This is a genomic window from Rhodoferax sp., from assembly GCF_034519335.1.
GTDB lineage: Bacteria > Pseudomonadota > Gammaproteobacteria > Burkholderiales > Burkholderiaceae_C > Allorhodoferax.
Genome location: NZ_JAXHOL010000034.1, coordinates 106,491 through 127,746, shown reverse-complemented (window position 1 = coordinate 127,746; position 21,256 = coordinate 106,491). Strand labels below are relative to the sequence as shown.

Below are 21,256 nucleotides of genomic sequence, written 5' to 3'. Positions count from 1 at the left end.
TATCTACGGCCTGAAGTGCCGATTTGGCGCCCAAATAGTTCTATGCTGGCACTCGCGTGTTCCGCAACCCCGCTTGGAGGTCTTTCGCGGGCACCGGTTTACCGAAAAAGTAGCCTTGGTAGGCGTCGCAGCCCATGCCCGCCAGGGCTTGGCGCTGGCCTTCGTTCTCCACCCCCTCGGCAATCACCATCAATCCCAGACTGTGCCCCAAAGAGACGATGGTGCTGGCGATGGTGGCATCGTTGGGGTCGGTCAGTAGGTCGCGCACAAAGCCTTGGTCAATCTTGAGTTGCTGTAGCGGAAGACGTTTGAGGTAGGAGAGGGACGAATAGCCGGTGCCGAAGTCATCAAGCGAAAAGCTCACGCCGTGCTGGCGCAAAGCGGTCATCTTCAGCACCAAGTCTTCCACATTGGCCGCCAAAGTGCTTTCGGTCAATTCCAGCTTCAGCCGCTCCGGTGGTGCCTGGGAGGTGGTCAATGCGTGTTCTACCTGAGCCACAAAATCTGTTTGTGCAAACTGGGCTGCGCTTACATTCACGGCGATCGTGAGGTGCGCTGCCTCGGGGACGTTTGCCCAGTAGGCCAGCTGTTGGCATGCGGTCTCCAGCACCCATTGCCCCAGGGGCAGTATCAAGCCGGTTTCTTCGGCCAATGGTATGAAGTGCGCAGGCGACACCAAACCGCGTTGCGGGTGCTGCCACCGAATGAGAGCCTCCACCCCCAGACTTTTGCCGTGTGGGTCGACCTGCAGTTGGTAGAACAGCAAAAACTCCTGACCCAGGAGTCCACGTCGAATCTCCTCCTCCATCTGGCCACGCTCTACCGCTTTGGCCTGCATGGCGGGGTCAAAAAAGCAAAAGGTATTGCGTCCCGCAGCTTTGGCCTGGTAGAGCGCGGCATCGGCCTCTTTGAGCAGGTCGTCATAACTCTTGCTGTTCTCCACGAACAGCGCAATGCCCACGCTGGTGGTGGCTACGTGGGGTTTGTCCTGTAGCTTGCAAGGCTCAGCCAACAGTTGCAAGACCTTGTTGGCCACCACTTCCGCACGGGCTGCCGCCTCTTGGTGGTGTGCACTGAGATTTTCCAGCACCAGCACAAACTCATCACCGCCCAGGCGTGCCACGGTATCGCCCTCGCGCACGGCCATTTGCAGACGGGTGGCAACCTGTCGGAGCAGGTCATCGCCCACCGCATGGCCCTGTGTATCGTTGACTTGCTTGAAGTGGTCCAGGTCCAAAAACATCACTGCGCCATAGAGCCCGCTGCGGCTGGATGCAGCCAGCGCATGGCGCAAATGGTCTGCCAGGAGGCGACGGTTCGGCAGGCCGGTCAATCCGTCATAAAACGCCAGCCTGCGGATTTCTTCTTCGTCGGAGCGCCGCTGGGTGATGTCGCGCACCAAGCCAATAAACGTGGCTTTACCCAAGTGCACGGTTTGCGATACCGACAGGTTCATGGGAAACGTGCTGCCGTCTTTGCGTTTGCCCTCCAGTTCTCGCGGTTTGCCCAGAACCCTTTCTTCACCGGTGTTGCGGTAGTGTTCCAGGTAGCTGTCATGCTGGCTTCGGTGGGGCTCCGGCATCAACAGGGACACGTTGTGCCCCAGCACTTCTTCGGCGCTGTAGCCAAACATGGCACTCGCAGCTTTGTTGAAGGTTCTGACCAAACCGTCCGGACCGATGGTGACCACTCCATCTGCCATGTTGTCGAGAATGGCTTGCGTGTGCTGCAGTGATGCCTGCAAGGCATTTTTCGCGCGGACCCGCTCTGTCACGTCACGCTGCACTGACACCCAATGGGTGAACCAGCCGGTACTGTCGGCGATGGGTGAAATCGTGAGCTCTACCCAAAACTCCTCGCCGCTCTTGGTGTAGTTGATGAGCTCAGCGTGGATCGGCTTCCATTGCTGCAGGCTCTGGCGGATCTGGTCCAGCACTGCACGGTCGGTATGCGGCCCTTGCAGAATGCGCGGAGTCTGACCCAAGACTTCTTCACGGGTGTAGCCGGTCCGGCGTTCAAACGCATCGTTCACAAACACAATGCGCGGACCCGCGTCTTGCAGCGGTTCTGCTTCTGTAATGAGCACAATGTCGTTGAGGTCTGCCATGGCAGTGCCCAGCAGTTTGAGCTGCTGTTCTGATTCCATGCGTTCGGTGACATCCCGTGTCAGCACAATGATCCGCGGCTCTGCGCCACCCTCGATTGCTTTGCGGGCGGCGGAGATTTCAAACCACCGCCATCCATCGCGCAGGCGCAATTTGACCAGGTAGCCGCTGGAGCGCCCCTTGTCCATGGCCTCTTTCAGTGCGGCCAGCACCGTGTTGGTGGACGCCTGGGGCATGACGTCCCGGACGTTCTTTCCAATCAGGAAGCTTGCGGGTATGCCCAATAGGTCAATTTGGGGCGTGTGGTAGCTGTAGTAAGTGCCGTTGAGCTCCATCTCAAAGATCATGTCGGGCACTGCGTCCAGCGTCGCCTTGAGGCTGTTTTGCACCGCATCCAGCGCTTGGTAGGGGCGCTGCACGGTGGCGACAAAAATGCTTTGGTACAAAAACAGGTAGGCGATGACTTTGTAGATATGGCCGGCCAGATTGAAGAGGTCGGTCACATTGGCATACATCGTGAAAAACAGCTCGCTCATGGCCATCGTCAGCACCGCCCCCAGCAGCCCAGTGGCGTGTGGTCCAAGCTCAGTCCGTTGGCGCCATATCAAGAACCCTGCTGCCATCAGGTGCAGTCCTATGAGGCCATATTCCAGTTGCACTTTGAGGTCCGTGAGCCCACTGCCAGCGATAAAAGTGCGCGGTATTGCGGTGGGATAGAACAGGAACAACCCGTGGGCCAATGCCACGAATAACATCACACCTGCCATGAGCATGTAGCGATGCAGGGGTTGCAGCAGCGGTCTCCAGGGCAGGGCAGCGACCATCAGCAGACTGACGGCGGCCAGCAGCCGTGCCGCCAACCAGAAATTGATGGCTTTTTCCGAGTCGCTGGGCGTGACATACACAGGCATGCCCTTGAAAGACATCAGGTGCGAGAAGTCCAGCAGTGCAACACCCCAAAAGGTGTACGCCAGCAGCAAGAGGCTACCGGATGCTTTGTGGGCCTGCGCATTCCATGTGGTTGCAAAGATCAGTCCCGAGACCACAATGGAGAAGACCTCGAGCAGCGAATGCAGGGGCTCGTAGCCAGCGATGCCACGCAGACTCTCGGGCACTTCCACCCACAACAAGAACAGCATGACTGCTAGCAGCGCCAGCAACTGGCTGCGCATTTTGCGCATATCCCCCCAGAGGCTTGGGTGGGTAGCAACAGCGTTCAAAGGCAATCTCCCGGAGCTGGAGGCAAACTTGCCTCGATTCAGTCCATTGAAGATAAGGGTTGGTGGCTATTTCGTACAGGTTTTGGACTTGATGCAAGTCAACGTCATCCGGATTAGTGCGCGGCCGCTTGACCGCTTGTCCAGATGCTTAGCCCCGCGCCGCGATCACGCGGTCCAGTTTGTCCTCGACCTCGCCCAAATGGGCGCTGAGCGACCGGGTGGCTTCCGCCAGGGCCTGCTGGTTCGCAGCGCTGGCCTGTGTGAGATGGAGTTCCAGGGTACCCGTGCTGGTGGTGATGGATCGGGTCAGCAGATCAAATGTAGTGTTGACGCGGGCCAGCAGGTCTGCGGTGCGGGATGCTTCGGCCTGGTCTGCGAGCTTGCGCTGCGACTCCAGTTCGCTGAACACGCGGCGTTGCTGCAGGGCCCAGGTGGCCTGCAGGTACATCAGGTAAGCCGAGAACAGGGCGACCACTGCCAACAGGGCCGCGAACAATACAAAGCCCACGGGCATTTGGACCACCGTGAAACCAAATGAGAGCGTGGATGGCGCAGAAAACTCAGCCCAGTTCAATCCGATAAAAGCGAAGAGGAACGCAAATACGGCAAGTAAAACGGCAGAACGCAAGGTCATGGTGGGCTCCAAGGGTTGGGCCCATTGTGAACCTGTCTAGCGCCCGCGCAGAAACAGGCTGTCCAGCTCCTTGAGCGTGAGCTGGCGCCAGGTGGGCCGGCCGTGGTTGCATTGGTCGCTGCGCTCGGTGGCTTCCATGTCGCGTAGCAGGGCGTTCATCTCTTCAATCGTGAGCTTGCGGTTGGCGCGCACGGCGCCGTGGCAGGCCATGGTGCCCAGAATTTCGTTTTGCGCGCGCTGGATGACGGTGCTGGCGTCATGCTGGGCGAGCTCGGCCAGCACGCTGCGGGCCAGTTCCACGGCGTCGCCTTGCGCCAGTGTGGTGGGCACGGCACGCACGGCCAGGGTTTTGGGCGAGAAGGGGCTGATCTCCAGGCCCAGGGTGTTGAGGGTGGCGACATGGGCCTCGGCCGTAGCCACTTCGTCGGGGGTGGCGGCGAAGGTGGCGGGGATGAGCAGGGGCTGGCTGGCCAGTGGGTGCACGCTGCCGTCGGGGGCGGTGAGGCTGATTTGGGTTTTCAGGCGTTCGTAGACGATGCGTTCGTGGGCGGCGTGCATGTCCACGATGACCAGGCCCTGGCTGTTCTCGGCGAGGATGTAGACGCCTTGGAGTTGGGCTATGGCGCGGCCTAGGGGCCATGCTTCTTCATTGTTGTGGTTGGCGGGGCGGCTCGGCGGCAGCGGGCTCTGCTCCGTGTCCCCCGCCCGCTGTGCGGGCTCCTCCTTTACCTGCGCAGAGCCCACTGCCGCCCAGCCTTCTTGCGGGGTGGGGATGCGTTGCCAGAGGGCGCTCACGTCGCTGACGCGGTGGCCAACCAAACTTGTATCTGCTTCAAATTTGATAGCTGGTTGCGCACTGTACATGGGCGCTACAGGCATTCTTTGCACATAAGCGCCGGGCTGGGCCAGTAGCGAAGGCGCTTGGGGTTGGCCGTCCACCGCACCTGCCGCAGCCGCAGCGCGTGGCGCGGCCAGGGTGTCTTCCACCGCGTGGCGCACGGCCTGGTGCACCTCGCGGCTGTCGCGAAAGCGCACTTCGATCTTGGTGGGGTGCACGTTCACGTCCACGCGCGTCGGGTCCATCGCCACATACAGCGCGTAGACCGGCTGGCGGTGGCCGTGCAGCACGTCTTCATAGGCGCTGCGGGCAGCGTGGGTCAGCACCTTGTCGCGTACAAATCGGCCGTTTACATAGCAGAACTGCTGGTCAGCGCGGGAGCGGGCGGCGTCAGGCACGCCGGCACGGCCCCACACGCGCAGTGCGGGTTGGTCGTATTCGTTGGTTTGGCTGCTGTGCCAGTCCACGCGCACGCTTTGCGCCAGAAACTCGGGGCCGAGTACGTCGGAAAGGCGTTGGTCCAGGGCGGCCAGAGCACTTTCCGTCGGGGCCTCGGCCAGCGGCATATCGAGGCAGCGGCGCCATTGCTCCACCAGCTTTCCCTCGTGCCAGATGGCAAAGCCCACATCGGGCCGGGCCAGGGCGTGGCGGCGCACAGACTCGATGCAGTGGGCGAGTTCGGTGGCGTCGGTTTTGAGGAACTTGCGGCGGGCAGGCGTGCTGTAAAACAGCTCCTTCACCTCGACGGTGGTGCCCTGGCTGCGCGCGACCGGGCCCAGCTCGCCGGTGCGGCCATCCAGCAAATAGGCATCATTCAGGCCGCTGGCCCTTGATAAGATTGCGCAATCAGCTATGGAATTAATAGCGGCCAGCGCCTCGCCGCGAAAGCCCATGGTGGCTACGCTCTCCAGATCGAGCAGGCTGCCAATCTTGCTGGTGGCGTGGCGTTTGAAGGCAATCGGCAGCTCATCGCGCAGGATGCCCTGGCCGTCGTCTTCCACGCTGATCAGGCGCACACCGCCCGCCAGGAGACGCAGGGTGACTTGCGTAGCACCAGCGTCCAGCGCGTTATCCACCAGCTCGCGCACCACGCTGGCGGGGCGTTCCACCACCTCACCGGCCGCAATCTGGCTGATGAGTTCGTCAGGGAGTTCGCGGATGGGGCGGCGCAGGGTGGGGGGGATGGGGGCGTTCACCGCGCCATTTTAGGCCGCCCTCAGCCCGCGCCGGGCCGGGTCAGCCAATGGGCAAATTCGGCAGCCGGTACGGGGCGGCTGAACAGGTAACCCTGGTACTCGGCACAGCCATGGGCGCGCAGGAAGTCGAGCTGTGCCGGTGTCTCCACCCCTTCAGCAATGGTGCGAAAGCCCAGGCTTCGCGCCAGCTGGATGATGGTGGTGACAATCGCTTCGTCCTGGTGGTCCAGTGTCAGGCCTCGGATGAAGCTTTGGTCAATTTTGAGTTTGTCGATGGCAAAACGCTTGAGGTAGGAGAGCCAGGAGTAGCCGGTGCCAAAGTCGTCGATGGACAGCGCTACGCCCAGGCTTTTGAGGCCGGCCACCGTGTCCAGCGTGAAGCTGGAGTTCTCCATGGCGATGCTTTCGGTCAGCTCCAGCTCCAGCAATTCGGGCGGCAGCCCGCTGCGGCGCAAGGCGTCCTGCACCGCAGTGCGCAGGCCTGGATGGCGGAACTGCACCACCGAGAGGTTCACCGCCACTGGCACCACCGGCAGTCCTTGTTGCCGCCAAGTGGCGTTTTGATGGATGGCCTCTTGCATGACCCATTGGCCAATCTCCTGAATCAAGCCTGACTCTTCGGCCACCGGTATGAAAAGGGCAGGCGAGATCAGTCCGCGCCGGGGGTGGTTCCAGCGTACCAGCGCCTCCATGCCAATCAGTCGGCCGCTCTGCACATCGATCTGGGGCTGGTAGTGCAGCACCAGCTCTTGCCGCTCCACCGCGTAGCGCAGGTCCTGCTCCAGCGCCAGCGTTTCTTTGACCTGGTCTTGTGTGCTGCGCGAGAAAAAATGTACGGTGTTGCGCCCGCTGCGCTTGGCCTCGTGCACCGCGGACTCGGCCGCTTGTGTGAGCTGCAAAAAGCTGCTGCCGTTATCGGGAAACTCGGCAATGCCCATGCTGGCAGTGATGCGCAGTTCCTGGCCACTGACCATAAAGGGCTGTGTCAGGCTGTCGAGCACATGCCAGGCCACCTGCGCTACCGTGCGGGCGGTGGTGTTGGGGATCAGGAAAATGAAATCGTCGCCACCGGCGCGGGACACGGTCTCGTCCGCCCGCAGCTGGCCCAGCAGTCGCTGCGCCAGCTCGATTAACAGGGTGTCGCCGGCCGCATGGCCAAAGGATTCATTGATTTGTGTGAACCGGTCTACGTTGAGGTGCATCACCGCCAGGGAGGTCTCGCCTTCGATGGCGGCGCTGATGGCGATGTTGGCCCGGTCATTGAGCAGGGCGCGGTTGGGCAGGTTGGTGAGCGAGTCGTAGTTGGCCAGGTGCTGAATGCGCTCTTCTGCGGCCTTGCGCCCGGAGGTCTCGGTGAAGATGCCCAGGTACTGTTCCACACGGCCTTGGGCGCTGGTGATGGCACTGATGGTGAGCCATTCCGGATAAATTTCACCATTCTTGCGGCGGTTCCAGATTTCTCCTTCCCAACGGCCGTCGCTTTCGAGCTGTCGCCACATGCTGTCGTAAAACGTTTTGTCGTGCCGCCCCGAGTGCAGCAATTTGGGTGTTTGCCCCAGCACCTCTTGCGCTGCGTAGCCTGTGACTTGCGAGAACGCCTGGTTGACATTGATGAAGCGCTGCTGGGCATCGGTAATAAAAATACCTTCCTGGCTGGCCTCGAAGACATGGGCAATCAGACGCAGCTGCTCCTCGGCATGGCGGCGTTCGCTGAGGTCACGCGCAAGGATCAGCCGGGCCGGTCGTCCCATGTGCAGGAGCGTGTGGCTGGTGATTTCCACCCAGAACACCGTACCGTCTTTGCGCTTGTGCCGCCATTCGCCCTGCACCGAGACTGCCGGTGCATCCGGTACGCGCTTGCGCATGTGGTGCAGCAGTTTGGGAATGTCCTCTGCGGGCCGAATGTCGGCCAGGGTCATGCCCACAAACTCTTGTCGGGTGTAGCCATAGGCTTTCACGGCAGCGTCATTCACGGACAAAAACGCCAAGGATTCCGAGTCCACCACCCACATGGGCAAGGGGTTCAGCTCAAACAGTTCGCGGTAGCGCAGCTCCGACTCCCCGATGCGCATTTCAGCGGTCTTGCGGTCGGTAACGTCCAGCCAAGTGCCCATCACTTGGGTGGTGCTGTTGGCCTTGTCACGCAGGAGGACCACCCGGTCGTGGATCCAGCGATAACTGCCGTCCTTGTGGCGAAAGCGATATTCATACGCGATCTGCCCGGCTTGCAGCAGTTCTGCCTGTGCCGCCTGGGCCATCGGCCGGTCATCTGGATGAATCCGGCTGTGCCAGAAGTCACTGGCGGCCATCCATTCCTGCGGGGTGTAGCCACTGATGCTTTCCACGTTTTCCCGACAAACTCGGTGTGGAAAACGGGGCTGTCCGGTTCTGTCTGGCGCAGCGCGTACACCACGGCAGGATTCACGTCGAGGATTTGGGCCAAGCGGTTTCTCTCGCGCACCGCGACGGATTTCATGTGTGCCAGTTGGCGCTGGCCCCGCGCCACCAGCACAAAAATCAGCAACGCACTCATAGCGACGAACGCCACGCCTTTGTAGGACTGGATCTGTCGGTTCAGCGCAAGGTCTGGGACCATCCAATCCAGCAGGCTGTCGGACGCCCATATCCAAGCCACACCAAACAGCAGGAAACGGGCAACGATCTTGAGGGGACTCATGGTCCCGAGTGTAGTGAAACGTGGGGGCAAAAAACGGCAGGGATAATCGCCGCCATGGAACTCATTACCCAGCTTATCGATTTCATCTTGCATGTGGACCGCTACCTGGAGGTCTTTGTGCAGAACTACGGCACGTGGGTCTATGCCCTGTTGTTTCTCATCGTGTTTGTGGAGACAGGCGTGGTGGTGATGCCCTTTTTGCCCGGGGACTCCCTGTTGTTTGTGGTCGGCGCCATGTGCGGCGTGGGGCTCATGAGTTTTCCCGTCGCGGTGGGGGTGCTGCTGGTAGCCGCCATCCTGGGCGACCAGTGCAATTACTCCATCGGTCGCTATTTCGGCCCCAAGGTGTTCCAGTGGGAGCAGTCGCGCTTTTTCAACAAGGCGGCGTTCGATAAGGCCCATACCTTTTACGAAACCTATGGTGGTTTCACCATCATTGCGGCGCGCTTCATGCCCTTTTTGCGCACCTTTGTGCCGTTTGTGGGAGGTGTGGCGCAGATGAACCGGGCCAAGTTCACGCTGTTTAACGTGGTGGGCGCCGTGCTGTGGGTGCTGGGCATCTGCACCGCAGGTTACTTTCTGGGTAGCTTCCCGTGGGTGAAAGCCAACCTGGACAAAATCATCTGGGCGATTTTCCTGATCCCGGGCCTGATCGTGCTTTTTGGTGCTTGGAGAGCCCGCAGCGCGAGCACGTCCGCCTGAGCGTGGGGGCTTCGGTTTCAGCGCCGGGCCGCCCCAAGCTGAAACGCACCCCCTTGGGGGGCAGCGACCCGCTTAGCGGCTGAGCGTGGGGGCCCTACATCTAGCTAATCGTCCTGTTACGCGCCAGCGGCGGGTTCTTGGCGAAGTAGGCCAAGATGCCGCGCATCAGTGCATCGGCGAGCTGGTTTTGGTAAGCCTCGCTGTTGAGCTTGACCTCTTCACGCGGGTTGCTGATGAAGGCGGCCTCAACCAGCACGCTTGGGATGTCGGGCGCCTTGAGCACGGCAAATGAGGCCTGCTCAACCTTGGGCTTGTGCAGCTTGCCCACGCGCTTGATCTCGCCCAGCAGGTTGCTGCCGAGTTTGAGGCTGTCGTTGATTTGGGCAGTGGTGCTCATGTCCAAGAGCGCACGCTGCACGGTCGCATCTTTGGCCTTCACGTTCAGGCCGCCAATCAAATCCGCCTTGTTTTCCTTGGCCGCCATCCAGCGCGCCGCGCTGCTGGAAGCACCGCCCTGGCTCAGCGCAAACACGCTGGCACCCTGCGGGTCGGGGGTGAAGAAGGCATCGGCATGCAGGCTCACAAACAGGTCGGCCTGCACCCGTCTGGCCTTCTGCACCCGCGTGTTCAATGGCACAAAGAAGTCGGCATCACGCGTCAGGTAGGCGCGCATGGCGTTGCCATTCACGGTGGCGGTGTTGATGCGCTCGCGCAGCAGGTGGGCCAGCTTGAGCACCACGTCTTTTTCTTTGGTGCCGCCGGGGCCAATGGCGCCGGGGTCTTCGCCGCCATGGCCGGGGTCTAGTGCGATGATGATCAACCGTTCGGTGGTCGCACCAGGCCCGGCAGGGGGGGATTTAGTGCCATTTAGGCCTGTAGAGCCCGTGGAATCTGCGCGAGCAGCTCCTGTTTTAGGAGCGTTTTGGCTTGTTACAACGGCCGAGCTGGAGGCCGGGCGCTGCGTGTGCTGGGCAATCAGCGCATCCAGCGGGTCGGCGGCGGGCTTGCTGGCGGCGGTTGCGGGCTTAGGTGCCGTGTCTTTCAGGCGGTCTGCAATCAGGCTGTCCAGCGGGTCTACCTCGTCCACCGGGTAGAGGTCAAACACCAGCCGGTGCTGGTAGGCCGCCACCGGCGCCAGCGAAAATACCTGCGGCCGTATCGCGTGTTTAAGGTCCACCACCAGGCGCACCACCGTGGGCGTGAACTGTCCCACGCGGATGCCGGCAATGTTGGGGTCGTCCGCCTTGACCTTGGCCACCAGTTCTTTCAACGCAGGGTTGAGCGTGATGCCCTCGATGTCTACCGCCAGGCGCGGCGGGCTCGGCACAAAGGTTTGTTTGGCCGTTAGCGCCGCGTCGGATTCAATGGTGACGCGCGAGTACTCGGGCGCGGGCCACACGCGCACCGTCATGATGGTGGCGCCGCGCGCCAGGTGCGCTGCACCCAGGGTGAGCACCACGCTGCCGGCTTGCAACAGCGTGCGGCGTTTCATGCGGTGGCCCCCTGCAGTCCTTGCAACAAAGCCTGGCCCGCTGCGGTGTGTGCTTGCAAGGTGACACTGCGGCTGCTGTCATCCCGCGTGCGGATGTGCAGGTCCACGTCGGCCACGGGCAGCACGCCGGCGGCCTTTTCGGGCCACTCGGCCAGCTTCAGGCCGGGGCTGGCAAAGATGTCGCGAAAGCCGGCTTCTTCCCACTCGCGCGGGTCATTGAAGCGGTAGAAATCAAAGTGCCAGATGTTGAGTGCGTCCAGCTCGTAGGGTTCGACCACGGCGTAGGTGGGGCTTTTGATGCGGCCTGTCACGCCCAGTGCCTGCAGCAGGTGGCGCACCAGCGTGGTCTTGCCGGCGCCCAGGTCCCCATGCAGGGCCACAAAGGCGTTGGCCAGCGCGGGCTGTGCGGCCCAGTGCTGTGCAAAGGTTTGGGTAGCGGCCTCGTCCGGCCACACCAGGATGGCGCTTTCTACAATGGGGTGGTGACGATCAACAGCGTGCAAAACAAGGCTCAATTCAGTGGCGACCAGCTGGTAGCGCAGGTGCGGGCCTGGGCCCGGGAACTTGGATTCTCCCAAATTGGCGTGGCCGGTGTGGATTTGTCGTCCGCCGAGGCCGGTTTATTGGCCTGGTTGTCGCACGGTTTCCACGGTGACATGGGCTATATGGCCCAGCACGGCCTCAAACGGGCCCGCCCGGCCGAGCTGGTGCCGGGCACGGTGAGCGTGATCACTGCGCGCATGGACTACCTGCCACAGGCCACCGAAGCCGGTTGGCAGGACGTGGAGTTGGCGCGCCTGCAGAATCCGGCTGAGGGCATTGTGTCGCTCTATGCGCGGGGGCGGGACTACCACAAGGTGCTGCGCAACCGGCTGCAAAAACTGGCGGACCGGCTGTCCGAGCACATGGGCCCGCTCGGCTACCGCGTGTTCACCGATTCGGCCCCGGTGCTGGAGGCCGAACTTGCCGCGCGTAGCGGCCTGGGCTGGCGCGGCAAGCACACGCTGCTGCTCAACCGCGACGCGGGCTCCATGTTTTTTCTGGGTGAAATTTATGTGGATGTGGCCTTGCCCGCCAGTGCACCGGTGGAGCCGCACTGCGGCAGCTGCAGCGCCTGCATCAGCGCCTGCCCCACCCAAGCCATCATCGCGCCGCACCGGCTCGACGCGCGGCGTTGCATCTCCTACCTCACCATCGAACTTGCGGGTCCCATTCCGCTGGAGATGCGGCCGCTGATTGGCAACCGCATCTACGGCTGCGATGACTGCCAGCTGGTCTGCCCCTGGAACAAGTTCGCCCAGCGCAGCAGCCTGCCCGACTTTGACGCGCGCGAAGGCCTGGCCGGCGAGCAACTGGCCACGCTGCTGGACTGGACCGAAGACACCTTTTTGAAGCACACCGAGGGCAGCCCGATCCGCCGCATTGGCCACGCGCGCTGGCTGCGCAATGTGGCCGTGGCCCTGGGCAATGCCTTGCACGGCACCGGCCTGAGCGCGGCGCAGCGCGCCACCATGGTCCAGTCCTTGCAACGCCGCACCAACCACCCGGACCCGCTGGTGCAAGAGCATGTGCAGTGGGCCCTGCAAACCGATTCTTCTCATTCCTTGATGGAACCCACTCCATGACGCCTTACGACCTGTTGGTGATTGACCCCCAAAACGACTTTCTGGACATTCCCGGCGCTGCCTTGCCAGTCCCCGGTGCGAATGCCGATATGGACCGGCTGGCCGCCTGGCTGAGTACGCACGCGGCGCAGGTGCAGAGCCTCACCGTCACGCTGGATTCCCACGCCAGCGTGGGTGTGGAGCGCACCAGCTTTTGGCTGCAGGCCGATGGCAGTGCGGTGGCTCCGTTCACGCTGATTCGCGCGGCCGATGTGCAGGCTGGCAGCTTCCGCCCGCGCCATGCGGACAAAACGGCCGAGGTGCTGGCCTACCTGCAGGCGCTGGAAGCCACGGGCCAGCGCCAGCTCATCGTCTGGCCGGTGCACTGTGTGCTGGGCACCTGGGGCCACAACATCCACAGCGGGCTCAGTGATGCGATTGCGCACTGGGAGCAGAGTACGGGACGGACCTGTTGCAAGGTGCTCAAGGGCCAGAACCCGATGACCGAGCAGTACAGCGCCTTCAAAGCCGAGGTGCCGCGCGCTGATGACGAAAAAACTTTGCTAAATAGGCCGCTGATGCAATCCCTGTCTGCGCGAGGCGCTACGCTTTTGGTAGCGGGGGAGGCGCTGAGCCACTGTGTGGCCGCCTCGGTGGGCGACCTGATGGCAGCGCTGCCACGGGCTCGCTTGCAGGAGACGGTGCTGCTGACCGACTGCATGAGTCCAGTCACGGGCTTTGAAGCCATGGGCCAGGACTTTCTGGCGCAGGCGCGTGCGGCAGGCTTGCGCACCGCCACGCTGGATTCGCTTATTTGACGGCTGGCGGAAGCCCGGCAAACACATCCATAGGCTGCCACTCCAGTGGCAGCCGGATATCCACGCCGTCCTGCGCGGCCCGCTGCTGCAGGAACTGCATGGAGGCCTCAAAGTCGTCCAGCGGTTTAGGCATGGGCTGCATGGGCAGGGTGGACGGAATCCAGAAATCGTCCCAGTGGATCGGGATGACGCGCCGCGCCCCCACGGTGGCCACGGTCTCCTGCCAGTAGGCGGCTTTGTGTTCGGCGCTGCGCGGGCCCATGGCGCCAATGCCCAGCAAGACCACCTCCGCCTTCACGCCCTGTAGCGCAGCGGGCACAAAGCCGGCGGTGCCGGTGATCAGCAGGCTGCGCCCGTCGTGCGTGATGTGGGCCACATAGCTCTGGCCTTCTTTGTATTCGGTGGCACGCACGGGCGGCTTCAATGGCGCCGTGATCTCGCCACCAGTAAAGCCCGTGGGCGTGTGCACGGCCGGGTACAGCGTGACCGTGAAGCGGCCGAAGGTGTAGGGCTTGCGCAGCTCGGCGGTGCGGATCTGCGCCTCGGGCAAGCCCCAGCCGCGGCCCACCATGGCGGTGGAGCTGGAGCCCAGCAGCAGCGCGCCGGTGCGCTTGGCCACTTCGGGCGCGTCCATGGCGTGGTCATAGTGGGAGTGCAGGGGAATCACCGCCGCCAGCCTGCCGGTGCGTGCCGGAATGCCCGCGCGCTGCAGGCCTGCAGCAATGCCGGGCACATCAGGCGCGACCTGGCGAACAAAGGTGGTGAGTTTGTCGGGGCGGGAGAAGAAGCCGTCGGTCAGCAGCGCGGTTTCACCGTCGTCCAGCAGCACGGTGGCCACACCCAAAAAACTCACGCGCAGTGGCGTCTGTGCGGGTGTGGGGGCTTGCCAGCGCAGGGCGGTCAAGCCCTCCAGGCCGGGCGGATGGCTCAGCAACCACGCCAACACGGCGGTACCGGCTACCAACAGCAAGAGAACGACCGCAGCCAGGCGCTTGAAGAATTTCATGCGCGCAGTGTAGGGTCAGCGGCGTGGGCGGCTTCGTCGCGTGCGTTGCAGGGCCAGCAGCTCTCCCATGCCTTGCACCAGGGCCAGCGTGACGGCCAGCCAGGGCAGCAAGGGGCTGCGGCGGGGGGCAGGGCGATGGCGCATCAAACTTCGATCAGCGCCACTGGCTCCAGCCAGTTGTCTTCGAACAGTTCGTCGAGCAAACGTTGCAGTCCAAGCAGTTTGAGGATCATGGAAGGCTCCCGGCAGGTTGCAGATAGGGTCACTCTAGGTGGCGAATATGACGCTTTGATGGCACTGTGGTGGCATGGCATCAGGCTCGGAAAAGAGATGCCGGTGGCGGCTGTGGCCCACTATGCTGGCACGTTATCTGGAGCTTTGCCTTTGTCACCACGCGCGCTTGATGCCCTGACCGAACTGGAGCGGATTCTGCAGCTGGCTGGCAGCCGCGTGCAGACACGCGTGGTGCGTGAGGTGGACTGCCGTGGCACGGCGCTGCCGGTCTACGCCATTGCCTTGGGCAACCCGGACCCGCAGGTGCCCGCCATCGGTTTCTTTGGTGGTGTGCACGGCCTGGAGCGCATTGGTGCTGAGGTGGTGATAGCCTACCTGCAAAGCATCGTCACACGCCTGACCTGGGACCACACGCTGCACCGCCAGCTCGAATCCTTGCGCATGGTGTTCATGCCGCTGGTCAATCCTGGTGGCATGGCGCTGGGCACGCGCGCCAACCCGCGCGGTGTGGACCTGATGCGGAACGCCCCGGTGGACGCGCTGGAGCCGGTGCCCGCGCTGGTAGGCGGTCAGCGCCTGAGTGCGCGCCTGCCTTGGTACCGTGGGCTGGCCGGTGCCCCCATGGAGGACGAGAGTCAGGCCGTATGTGATGTGGTGGCGCAGGAGCTGCTGCCGCGGCCTTTCAGCATGTCGGTGGACTGTCACTCGGGCTTTGGCGTGCAGGACCGGTTATGGTTCCCGTTTGCCCACACGCGCCAAGCGTTGCACCACCTGGCCGAGATGTATGCGTTGCAGGCCATATTCCGCCAGACTTACAACACCCATCCCTATGTGTTTGAGCCGCAAAGCCTGCAGTACCTGGCCCATGGCGACCTGTGGGACCACCTCTACCTGCAGTCGCGCGCGACACCTGAGCGGGTGTTTTTGCCGTTGACGCTGGAGATGGGTTCGTGGTTGTGGATCAAGAAAAACCCGCGTCAGCTCTTCAGCCGCCATGGCATCTTCAATCCGCTGATTGGCCACCGGCAGGAGCGTGTGTTGCGCCGCCATCTGTGGATGCTGGATTTTTTGACCCGCGCGGCCTGTAGCGCGGAGTCCTGGGTGCCGCAGGATAACCAGCGCCACGCCCTGCACGCTGAGGCGTTGCAGCACTGGTACTGAGTGCGCCTAGAGGTGGCGCAGCACGCCCAGTGCGAAGGGCAGGCTGGCCATGCCCATCAGGGTGGACAGGGTGACCAGCCCTGCCACATAAGCGCCGTCGTAGCCCATGCGTGCTGCCAGCACATAACAACTCGATGCCGTTGGCAGGGCCGAGAAGGCGAGCAGGATGGTGGTTTGGGTGGGGTTGAGGCCGAAGAGCAGGGCCACGCCCAGGGCTGCGATGGGAGTGAGGGCGTGGCGGATGACCAGTACGGACACGGCCAGTGCCTTGCCGCGCGCCAACGCCCCCAACTGCATGCCGGCGCCAGCCGCCATCAGGCCCAGGGCCAGCGATGCCGCGCCCAGGCGCGTGACGGTGGGTTCCAGCCATACCGGGATGCTTAAACCCATAAGGTTGGCCACCAGCCCGGAGGCGGTGCCGATGATCAGTGGGTTGCGCACCAGTTCACCGACAAAACCACGTTGTGCATGTTTGGCCATGGGCCACACGGCAGCCACGTTGAACAGGGGCACACACACACCAATCAGCACCGCAATCAGCTGCAGCCCTTGTGGGCCGGCCAGGCGGTCGGCGATGGCCAGGCCGATGAAGGAATTGAAGCGGAACGCAATTTGTGCGCTGGAGGCGTGGTCCCGCGGGTCCATATGGCGGCCCAGCCAGGGCAGGCGGGGCAGGGCGTAGGCCATGGCAATACCAGCCAGGCCGGTGGCCCAACCGGCCCCCATGAGGCTAGAGGCGGCGCCCAAGTCCAGCGGGCTTTTCACAATCGAGTGGAACAGCAACACGGGGAACAAAAAATAGTAGACCAGCGCCTCCACCTGCTCCCAGACCGGCCGGTTCAGTGCGGTGTAGCGGCAGACCAGGTAACCCAGCAGGATGAGGGAAAAGTCGGGGAAGAGCAGTTGGGCGTAGTTCACCCCAGAAGGATAGCAGCCGGGTAGGCCGGGTTCGGGTTTCCACGGGTGGGCGTGTAAGCCCGTGTCGGCCTCCGTGAGGGTACTATCCCGGCAAACCAACAGGAGATTGCCATGCACCGTAGAGTTCTGTTCGCCATGGGGTTGTTGGCCGCATCCAGTGCGGCACTGGCCCAGGGCTACCCCAACAAAATCATCAAGCTGCAAGTACCGTTTGCGCCTGGTGGCACCACCGACATCATTGCCCGCGTGATTGCAGACCCGCTGGGCAAGGTGCTGGGCCAAACCGTGGTGGTGGAAAACAAGGCCGGCGGCGGCGGGGTCGTAGGTGCGAATGAAACTGCCAAATCGGCACCCGACGGCTATTCACTCGGCATGGCCACAGTGTCTACGGTGGCGGCGAATCCGGCCATCAACCCCAAGAACCCCTACAACCCACTCACCGACTTCACGCCCATCGTCAACATTGCAGCCACGCCGAATGTGATTGCAGTGCACCCTAGCTTTCCGGCCAGAGACTACAAGAGTTTCATGGCCGAGTTGAAGAAGAGCCCCGGGAAGTACTCCTACGCCTCATCTGGCACTGGGGGCATTGGTCACATGCAAACGGAGCTGTTCAAGAACCTGGCCGGGGTGTTCATCACCCACATTCCTTACCGCGGAGCGGGCCCAGCACTGAACGACACCGTTGGCGGCCAGGTGCCCCTGATTTTTGACAACTTGCCATCCGCTTTGCCCTTCATCCGGAGCAACCGCTTGGTGCCCATTGTGGTGGCCGCGCCCCAGCGTCTGGCGCAGTTGCCCAATGTGCCGACCTTCAAGGAAGTGGGTCTGGAGCCTGTGAATCGCATGGCCTTTTATGGCATTTATGGCCCCAAGGGACTGCCCAAAGAGGTGGTGGACAAGGTTAATGCCGCAGTGCGCAAGGTGCTGGAAGACCCGGCTGTGCGCAAACGTATTGAAGAAACCGGTTCGTTGATCGAAGGTAACAGCCCTGAACAGTTCACGGCCCAGATCAAGGCCGAATTTGAGGTTTACAAAAAAGTGGTGGAGTCCGCCAAACTGCGTTTGGAATGACCGCGGGCGGCGTAGACACGGCAAGCATCGACACCTTCATTGATGCCTTGTGGCTGGAGGAGGGGTTGTCCAGCAACACCCTTCAGGCCTATCGGCGTGATCTGACGCTTTTCGCCCAATGGTTGTCCCACCACCCCCTGGTCGAAGCACAAGAACTGCATATCCAGGGCTACTTTGCGGCCCAGCATGCGCAGACCAAGGCCACCACTGCCAACCGGCGGTTGACTGTGTTTCGCCGTTACTTTCGGTGGGCGATGCGTGAGGGACTGATCCAACAGGACCCGACCCTGAGGCTGGATGCCGCCAAACAGGCACCACGCATCCCCAAAACCCTGACGGAGGCGCAGGTGGAAGCCTTGCTGGCCGCACCCGACACCAGCGAGGCGCTGGGTGTGCGCGACCGTACCATGCTGGAAGTGATGTATGCCAGTGGCTTGCGTGTCAGTGAACTGGTGGACCTGCGTGTCCTCAATGTAGGGCTGAACGAAGGGGTTTTGCGTGTCATGGGCAAGGGCTCCAAAGAGCGTCTGGTGCCATTTGGTGAAGTGGCGCGTGAGTGGTTGCAGCGGTATTTGGGCCAAGCCCGCCCCGAGCTACTGGGACCCAAACAAACCCAGGACCTGTTTGTTACTGTGCGGGGCAGCAAAGCCGGCACATCCATGACCCGGGTGATGTTTTGGGGCCTGGTGAAGCGGTACGCCTTGCAGGCAGGCATTCGTGCACCTATTTCACCCCATACCTTGCGCCATGCGTTTGCCACGCACTTGCTGAACCACGGCGCAGATTTGCGTTCGGTGCAAATGCTGCTGGGTCATGCCGACATTTCCACCACCACCATCTACACCCATGTAGCCTGCGAGCGATTGGCGGCACTGCATGCACAGCACCACCCAAGGGGCTGAGGTCCTTCAATCAAGCAGGGTCTCTGCCCAGGCGAGAGCCTGCAAATGCGCCCAGTTGACCTGGTTGCTGCTGAGGCCCAAGGCCAAAGAAGTGCTCGCAAACGCCTCGTCATCGCCCGATTCGCACGCTTGCGCCAGTGCCAAGTAAGGTGCCAGCGGCCCGGTTCCGTACAGCAGCGCATGGGTGACAGTTTCCGGAAGGCTCAGGGAAGCCAGTGCCGCCTGCATGGGCAAGCCCAGCAAGGTGTCCAGCAAGGAAAAAATTCCCACCACAAATGCGTTGTCGCTTTCCTCAGGAGGAAGGGTGTCCGCGGCAAGCAGCTCCATCAGCCGCCCACGAACTACTGCTGTGCTTCCCACTGCGGGGGGAACGCCTCCTGCTTGTGAAGTCGTCAGCAGCAATGCCGCCCATTTGAAGAGCTTGTTGAGGCCCAACAGCATCACTGCATGCTTGAACGACGTGACCTCGGTGCGCAGGCCAAAACTGGCCGAGTTGATGAAGCGCAGCAGATTAAACGACAGGGTCGGGTCGCGTTTGAGAACTTCCTCAATTTCGTGGGTACTGGCTTGTTGGCGTACCAAATTGATGAGTTGCAGGATGGTGGCTTGTGCAGGGCGTATGGTTTGCCCTTCTACCAGCACAGGTTTGGCAAACCAATAGCCTTGGAAAAGCTGAACGCCCAGGGCTTGCAGCATGTCGTGCTGCTGCGCCGTTTCCACTTTTTCCGCTACAAGTTGGGCTGGAGATTTGGATTGCGCCAATTTGACAAACGAACTGACAGATGCGGGCTTGAGTACCGACACATCAAACTTGATGAAAGATGCCAACGGTAGCCAGGTTTCGTAGGAGCGTGTGAGTACTGAATAGTCAAAGGCAAGACGGAAGCCACGCTCGTGCATGGCCTGCAGTGTGGGCAGTCGGGTCTGGATCTGGTCCACCTGCGAGATGGGGAGCGGGGGTATTTCCAACACGATCCGGTCTGGTGCTACGAGCTCCAGGTGTCCACCTGCCAGGCTGTCATGGGTGCAGTTGATGAAGAGAGTCTTTTTCTCCATCAAGGCTTCGTTGTCAGCCACAGACAAAAGGTTGAAGAGTAACTGCGCATCGCTAGAGGCCGTGTGCTGCTGCGCTGACACAGAGCGGTCAAACAGTTCATAGCCGAATACGCTGCGCTGGCTGTCCAGGATGGCCTGGCGGGCGATGGCGATCGACGGGGTTGTCGGGATGGTGGCGTCGGAGGCGGCGGTGTCGGACATGGTTTAGGGCGGGTTCAGGCCATTCTAGACTTGCATCCGTCCGCTGGTTTGGAGTGCAAGCAGCTCATCCTCTGAAAAACCTGCGAGTTTGCGCGCCACGAGATTGAAGGGGGGGTTGGGGCGAGGTGCCGCATGGCGTAAGGCAGCCTGCGCGTAGAAAGATGCGGCGTCCAGTCCGCTTTTCTGACAAAGCCAGTGGAACCAGCGGTTGCCGATTGCGACATGACCCACTTCTTCGCGCAGGATGGTGTCCAGGATGTTGCAGGCCTCCAAGGCCTGAGGTGTTCCCACTTTGTGGAGTTTGGCCTGAATCAGGGGGGTGGCATCGAGGCCTCTTGCTTCCAGGGTGCGTGGCACCAAAGCCATGCGAGCGACTACATCGTGTCGGGTGTTCTCACACATGGTCCACAGTCCATCGTGTGCGGGGAAGCTGCCGTAAGAGTATCCATAGTGCTGCAAGTGCGTGTGCAATGCTTGGAAATGTTGTGACTCCTCCAGTGCCACCTGCATCCAGTCGCGGTAGTAGGACTCGGGCATGTCGGCGAAGCGCCAAACTGCATCCAAGGCCAGATTGATGGCATTGAACTCGATGTGGGCAATGGAGTGCATGAGCGCGGCATGCCCATCGCCAGTGAATGGGGAGCGCCTTGGTACCTCCTTGGGATCAATCAGCTGCGGCAAAGCCGGTCGTCCCGGGTTTTTGGGCGCCTCAAATGTTCGCTGCCGGTCAACGCCTAGCGCAAACTGCTGCGATGCCCACTGCTGTACGGCCAATACCTTGCGAGCGGGATCACAGATTTCAAAGGCTTGCAGCGCACAGTGTCGGAGTTCCATACCTACAATTCTAGTTTTGTGCAGTCTGGAGATGGACTATGGCAATTTATGAACTCGACCAGATTGCGCCGCGCGTGGCTGCGTCGGCCTGGGTGGCAGACAGTGCCCAAGTGATGGGCAGCGTGGAGGTGGCCGAAGACGCCAGCATCTGGTTTGGTGCGGTAGTGCGGGGCGATACCGAAACCATCCGCATCGGCAAGGGTTCCAACATTCAGGATGCAAGTGTGCTGCATGCCGACATCGGCAAGCCGCTGACGATTGGCGACCATGTGACGGTCGGCCATCAGGTCATGTTGCACGGGTGCAGCATCGGTGATGGATCGCTGATTGGCATTGGCGCCATCGTGCTCAACGGTGCCAAGATTGGTAAAGGCTGCATCGTGGGGGCAGGTGCCTTGGTGACAGAGGGTAAGGAATTTCCCGATGGTTCCATGATCCTGGGTAGCCCGGCCAAAGTGGTGCGGGAGCTGTCGGCGGATCAACAGGCCGGGTTGCGCATGAGTGCGCGGCACTATGTAGAGAATGCGCGCCGCTTCAAAAACGGCCTCAAAAAAATTGTTTAACCGCTGGCCTTACGTGGGCTG

The 21,256-nt window shown here is 61.9% G+C and carries 18 protein-coding genes; 7 read left to right on the top strand and 11 right to left on the bottom strand.

Annotated features, from left to right (window positions below):
- Positions 1 to 40: 40 nt before the first annotated feature.
- The 4 genes from U5O12_RS14990 to U5O12_RS14975 form a co-directional block, all read right to left on the bottom strand.
- The gene (locus U5O12_RS14990; protein ID WP_322579410.1) at positions 41 to 3,325 is read right to left on the bottom strand and encodes an EAL domain-containing protein; all 3,285 of its coding nucleotides are present in this window, start codon (positions 3,323 to 3,325) and stop codon (positions 41 to 43) included.
- Positions 3,326 to 3,473: 148 nt separating this feature from the next.
- On the bottom strand, positions 3,474 to 3,959 hold the full coding sequence (locus U5O12_RS14985; protein ID WP_322579409.1) for a hypothetical protein: 486 nt from the start codon (positions 3,957 to 3,959) through the stop codon (positions 3,474 to 3,476).
- Positions 3,960 to 3,995: 36 nt separating this feature from the next.
- Positions 3,996 to 5,993, bottom strand: a complete 1,998-nt coding sequence (gene mutL, locus U5O12_RS14980; RefSeq protein ID WP_322579408.1) for a DNA mismatch repair endonuclease MutL — start codon at positions 5,991 to 5,993, stop codon at positions 3,996 to 3,998.
- Positions 5,994 to 6,013: 20 nt separating this feature from the next.
- Positions 6,014 to 8,338, bottom strand: coding sequence for an EAL and GGDEF domain-containing protein (locus U5O12_RS14975; RefSeq protein ID WP_322579407.1), 2,325 nt, complete (start codon positions 8,336 to 8,338; stop codon positions 6,014 to 6,016).
- A 386-nt stretch (positions 8,339 to 8,724) separates the two neighbouring features.
- On the opposite strand from U5O12_RS14975, the gene U5O12_RS14970 reads away from it, so the two are divergent.
- Positions 8,725 to 9,372 carry a VTT domain-containing protein gene (locus tag U5O12_RS14970; RefSeq protein WP_322579406.1) on the top strand — a complete coding sequence of 216 codons (648 nt, stop codon included), beginning with the start codon at positions 8,725 to 8,727 and terminating at the stop codon, positions 9,370 to 9,372.
- Positions 9,373 to 9,472: 100 nt separating this feature from the next.
- Here U5O12_RS14970 and U5O12_RS14965 read toward each other — a convergent pair whose 3' ends face one another.
- A complete protein-coding gene (locus U5O12_RS14965; protein WP_322579405.1) occupies positions 9,473 to 10,864 on the bottom strand; it encodes an N-acetylmuramoyl-L-alanine amidase in 1,392 nt (463 codons plus the stop codon).
- On the bottom strand, positions 10,861 to 11,367 hold the full coding sequence (tsaE, locus tag U5O12_RS14960; protein ID WP_416221500.1) for a tRNA (adenosine(37)-N6)-threonylcarbamoyltransferase complex ATPase subunit type 1 TsaE: 507 nt from the start codon (positions 11,365 to 11,367) through the stop codon (positions 10,861 to 10,863). Before tsaE ends, U5O12_RS14965 begins: the two co-directional genes overlap by 4 nt.
- 39 nt (positions 11,368 to 11,406) lie before the next feature.
- Here tsaE and queG point away from each other — a divergent pair, with 39 nt between their 5' ends.
- Both queG and U5O12_RS14950 read left to right on the top strand, forming a co-directional pair.
- Entirely contained in the window at positions 11,407 to 12,489 is a 1,083-nt protein-coding gene (queG, locus tag U5O12_RS14955; protein WP_416221505.1) for a tRNA epoxyqueuosine(34) reductase QueG, read from the top strand.
- Positions 12,486 to 13,286 carry a cysteine hydrolase gene (locus U5O12_RS14950; protein ID WP_322579404.1) on the top strand — a complete coding sequence of 267 codons (801 nt, stop codon included), beginning with the start codon at positions 12,486 to 12,488 and terminating at the stop codon, positions 13,284 to 13,286. The genes queG and U5O12_RS14950 overlap by 4 nt, the downstream gene beginning before the upstream one ends.
- On the opposite strand, the gene U5O12_RS14945 is transcribed toward U5O12_RS14950, so the two are convergent.
- Both U5O12_RS14945 and U5O12_RS14940 read right to left on the bottom strand, forming a co-directional pair.
- Positions 13,279 to 14,292, bottom strand: coding sequence for an MBL fold metallo-hydrolase (locus tag U5O12_RS14945; RefSeq protein ID WP_322579403.1), 1,014 nt, complete (start codon positions 14,290 to 14,292; stop codon positions 13,279 to 13,281). The genes U5O12_RS14950 and U5O12_RS14945 overlap by 8 nt on opposite strands.
- 15 nt (positions 14,293 to 14,307) lie before the next feature.
- Positions 14,308 to 14,436, bottom strand: a complete 129-nt coding sequence (locus U5O12_RS14940; RefSeq protein ID WP_322579402.1) for a hypothetical protein — start codon at positions 14,434 to 14,436, stop codon at positions 14,308 to 14,310.
- Positions 14,437 to 14,583: 147 nt separating this feature from the next.
- On the opposite strand from U5O12_RS14940, the gene U5O12_RS14935 reads away from it, so the two are divergent.
- Positions 14,584 to 15,687, top strand: a complete 1,104-nt coding sequence (locus U5O12_RS14935) for a M14 family zinc carboxypeptidase (RefSeq protein WP_322579401.1) — start codon at positions 14,584 to 14,586, stop codon at positions 15,685 to 15,687.
- A 6-nt stretch (positions 15,688 to 15,693) separates the two neighbouring features.
- Here U5O12_RS14935 and U5O12_RS14930 read toward each other — a convergent pair whose 3' ends face one another.
- On the bottom strand, positions 15,694 to 16,605 hold the full coding sequence (locus U5O12_RS14930; protein WP_322579400.1) for an AEC family transporter: 912 nt from the start codon (positions 16,603 to 16,605) through the stop codon (positions 15,694 to 15,696).
- A 111-nt stretch (positions 16,606 to 16,716) separates the two neighbouring features.
- On the opposite strand from U5O12_RS14930, the gene U5O12_RS14925 reads away from it, so the two are divergent.
- Entirely contained in the window at positions 16,717 to 17,679 is a 963-nt protein-coding gene (locus tag U5O12_RS14925; protein WP_322579399.1) for a tripartite tricarboxylate transporter substrate binding protein BugE, read from the top strand.
- On the top strand, positions 17,676 to 18,581 hold the full coding sequence (xerD, locus tag U5O12_RS14920) for a site-specific tyrosine recombinase XerD (RefSeq protein WP_322579398.1): 906 nt from the start codon (positions 17,676 to 17,678) through the stop codon (positions 18,579 to 18,581). Before U5O12_RS14925 ends, xerD begins: the two co-directional genes overlap by 4 nt.
- Before the next feature lie 6 nt (positions 18,582 to 18,587).
- Here xerD and U5O12_RS14915 read toward each other — a convergent pair whose 3' ends face one another.
- The gene (locus tag U5O12_RS14915; protein ID WP_322579397.1) at positions 18,588 to 19,838 is read right to left on the bottom strand and encodes an EAL and HDOD domain-containing protein; all 1,251 of its coding nucleotides are present in this window, start codon (positions 19,836 to 19,838) and stop codon (positions 18,588 to 18,590) included.
- Between the two features lie 24 nt (positions 19,839 to 19,862).
- Positions 19,863 to 20,672 (bottom strand): ferritin-like domain-containing protein, encoded by an 810-nt coding sequence (locus tag U5O12_RS14910; protein WP_322579396.1) that lies wholly within the window; start codon positions 20,670 to 20,672, stop codon positions 19,863 to 19,865.
- A 38-nt stretch (positions 20,673 to 20,710) separates the two neighbouring features.
- On the opposite strand from U5O12_RS14910, the gene U5O12_RS14905 reads away from it, so the two are divergent.
- Positions 20,711 to 21,235: a gamma carbonic anhydrase family protein gene (locus tag U5O12_RS14905; RefSeq protein ID WP_322579395.1), complete on the top strand. Its 525-nt coding sequence runs from the start codon at positions 20,711 to 20,713 to the stop codon at positions 21,233 to 21,235.
- Positions 21,236 to 21,256: the final 21 nt, after the last annotated feature.

Coding starts and splice junctions, on each gene's coding strand:
- U5O12_RS14985 (WP_322579409.1), bottom strand. CDS start 3,959: ATGACCTTGCGTTCTGCCGTTTTACTTGCCGTATTTGCGTTCCTCTTC.
- U5O12_RS14970 (WP_322579406.1), top strand. CDS start 8,725: ATGGAACTCATTACCCAGCTTATCGATTTCATCTTGCATGTGGACCGC.
- U5O12_RS14965 (WP_322579405.1), bottom strand. CDS start 10,864: ATGAAACGCCGCACGCTGTTGCAAGCCGGCAGCGTGGTGCTCACCCTG.
- U5O12_RS14950 (WP_322579404.1), top strand. CDS start 12,486: ATGACGCCTTACGACCTGTTGGTGATTGACCCCCAAAACGACTTTCTG.
- U5O12_RS14945 (WP_322579403.1), bottom strand. CDS start 14,292: ATGAAATTCTTCAAGCGCCTGGCTGCGGTCGTTCTCTTGCTGTTGGTA.
- U5O12_RS14940 (WP_322579402.1), bottom strand. CDS start 14,436: ATGCGCCATCGCCCTGCCCCCCGCCGCAGCCCCTTGCTGCCCTGGCTG.
- U5O12_RS14935 (WP_322579401.1), top strand. CDS start 14,584: ATGGCACTGTGGTGGCATGGCATCAGGCTCGGAAAAGAGATGCCGGTG.
- U5O12_RS14925 (WP_322579399.1), top strand. CDS start 16,717: ATGCACCGTAGAGTTCTGTTCGCCATGGGGTTGTTGGCCGCATCCAGT.
- xerD (WP_322579398.1), top strand. CDS start 17,676: ATGACCGCGGGCGGCGTAGACACGGCAAGCATCGACACCTTCATTGAT.
- U5O12_RS14915 (WP_322579397.1), bottom strand. CDS start 19,838: ATGTCCGACACCGCCGCCTCCGACGCCACCATCCCGACAACCCCGTCG.
- U5O12_RS14910 (WP_322579396.1), bottom strand. CDS start 20,672: ATGGAACTCCGACACTGTGCGCTGCAAGCCTTTGAAATCTGTGATCCC.
- U5O12_RS14905 (WP_322579395.1), top strand. CDS start 20,711: ATGGCAATTTATGAACTCGACCAGATTGCGCCGCGCGTGGCTGCGTCG.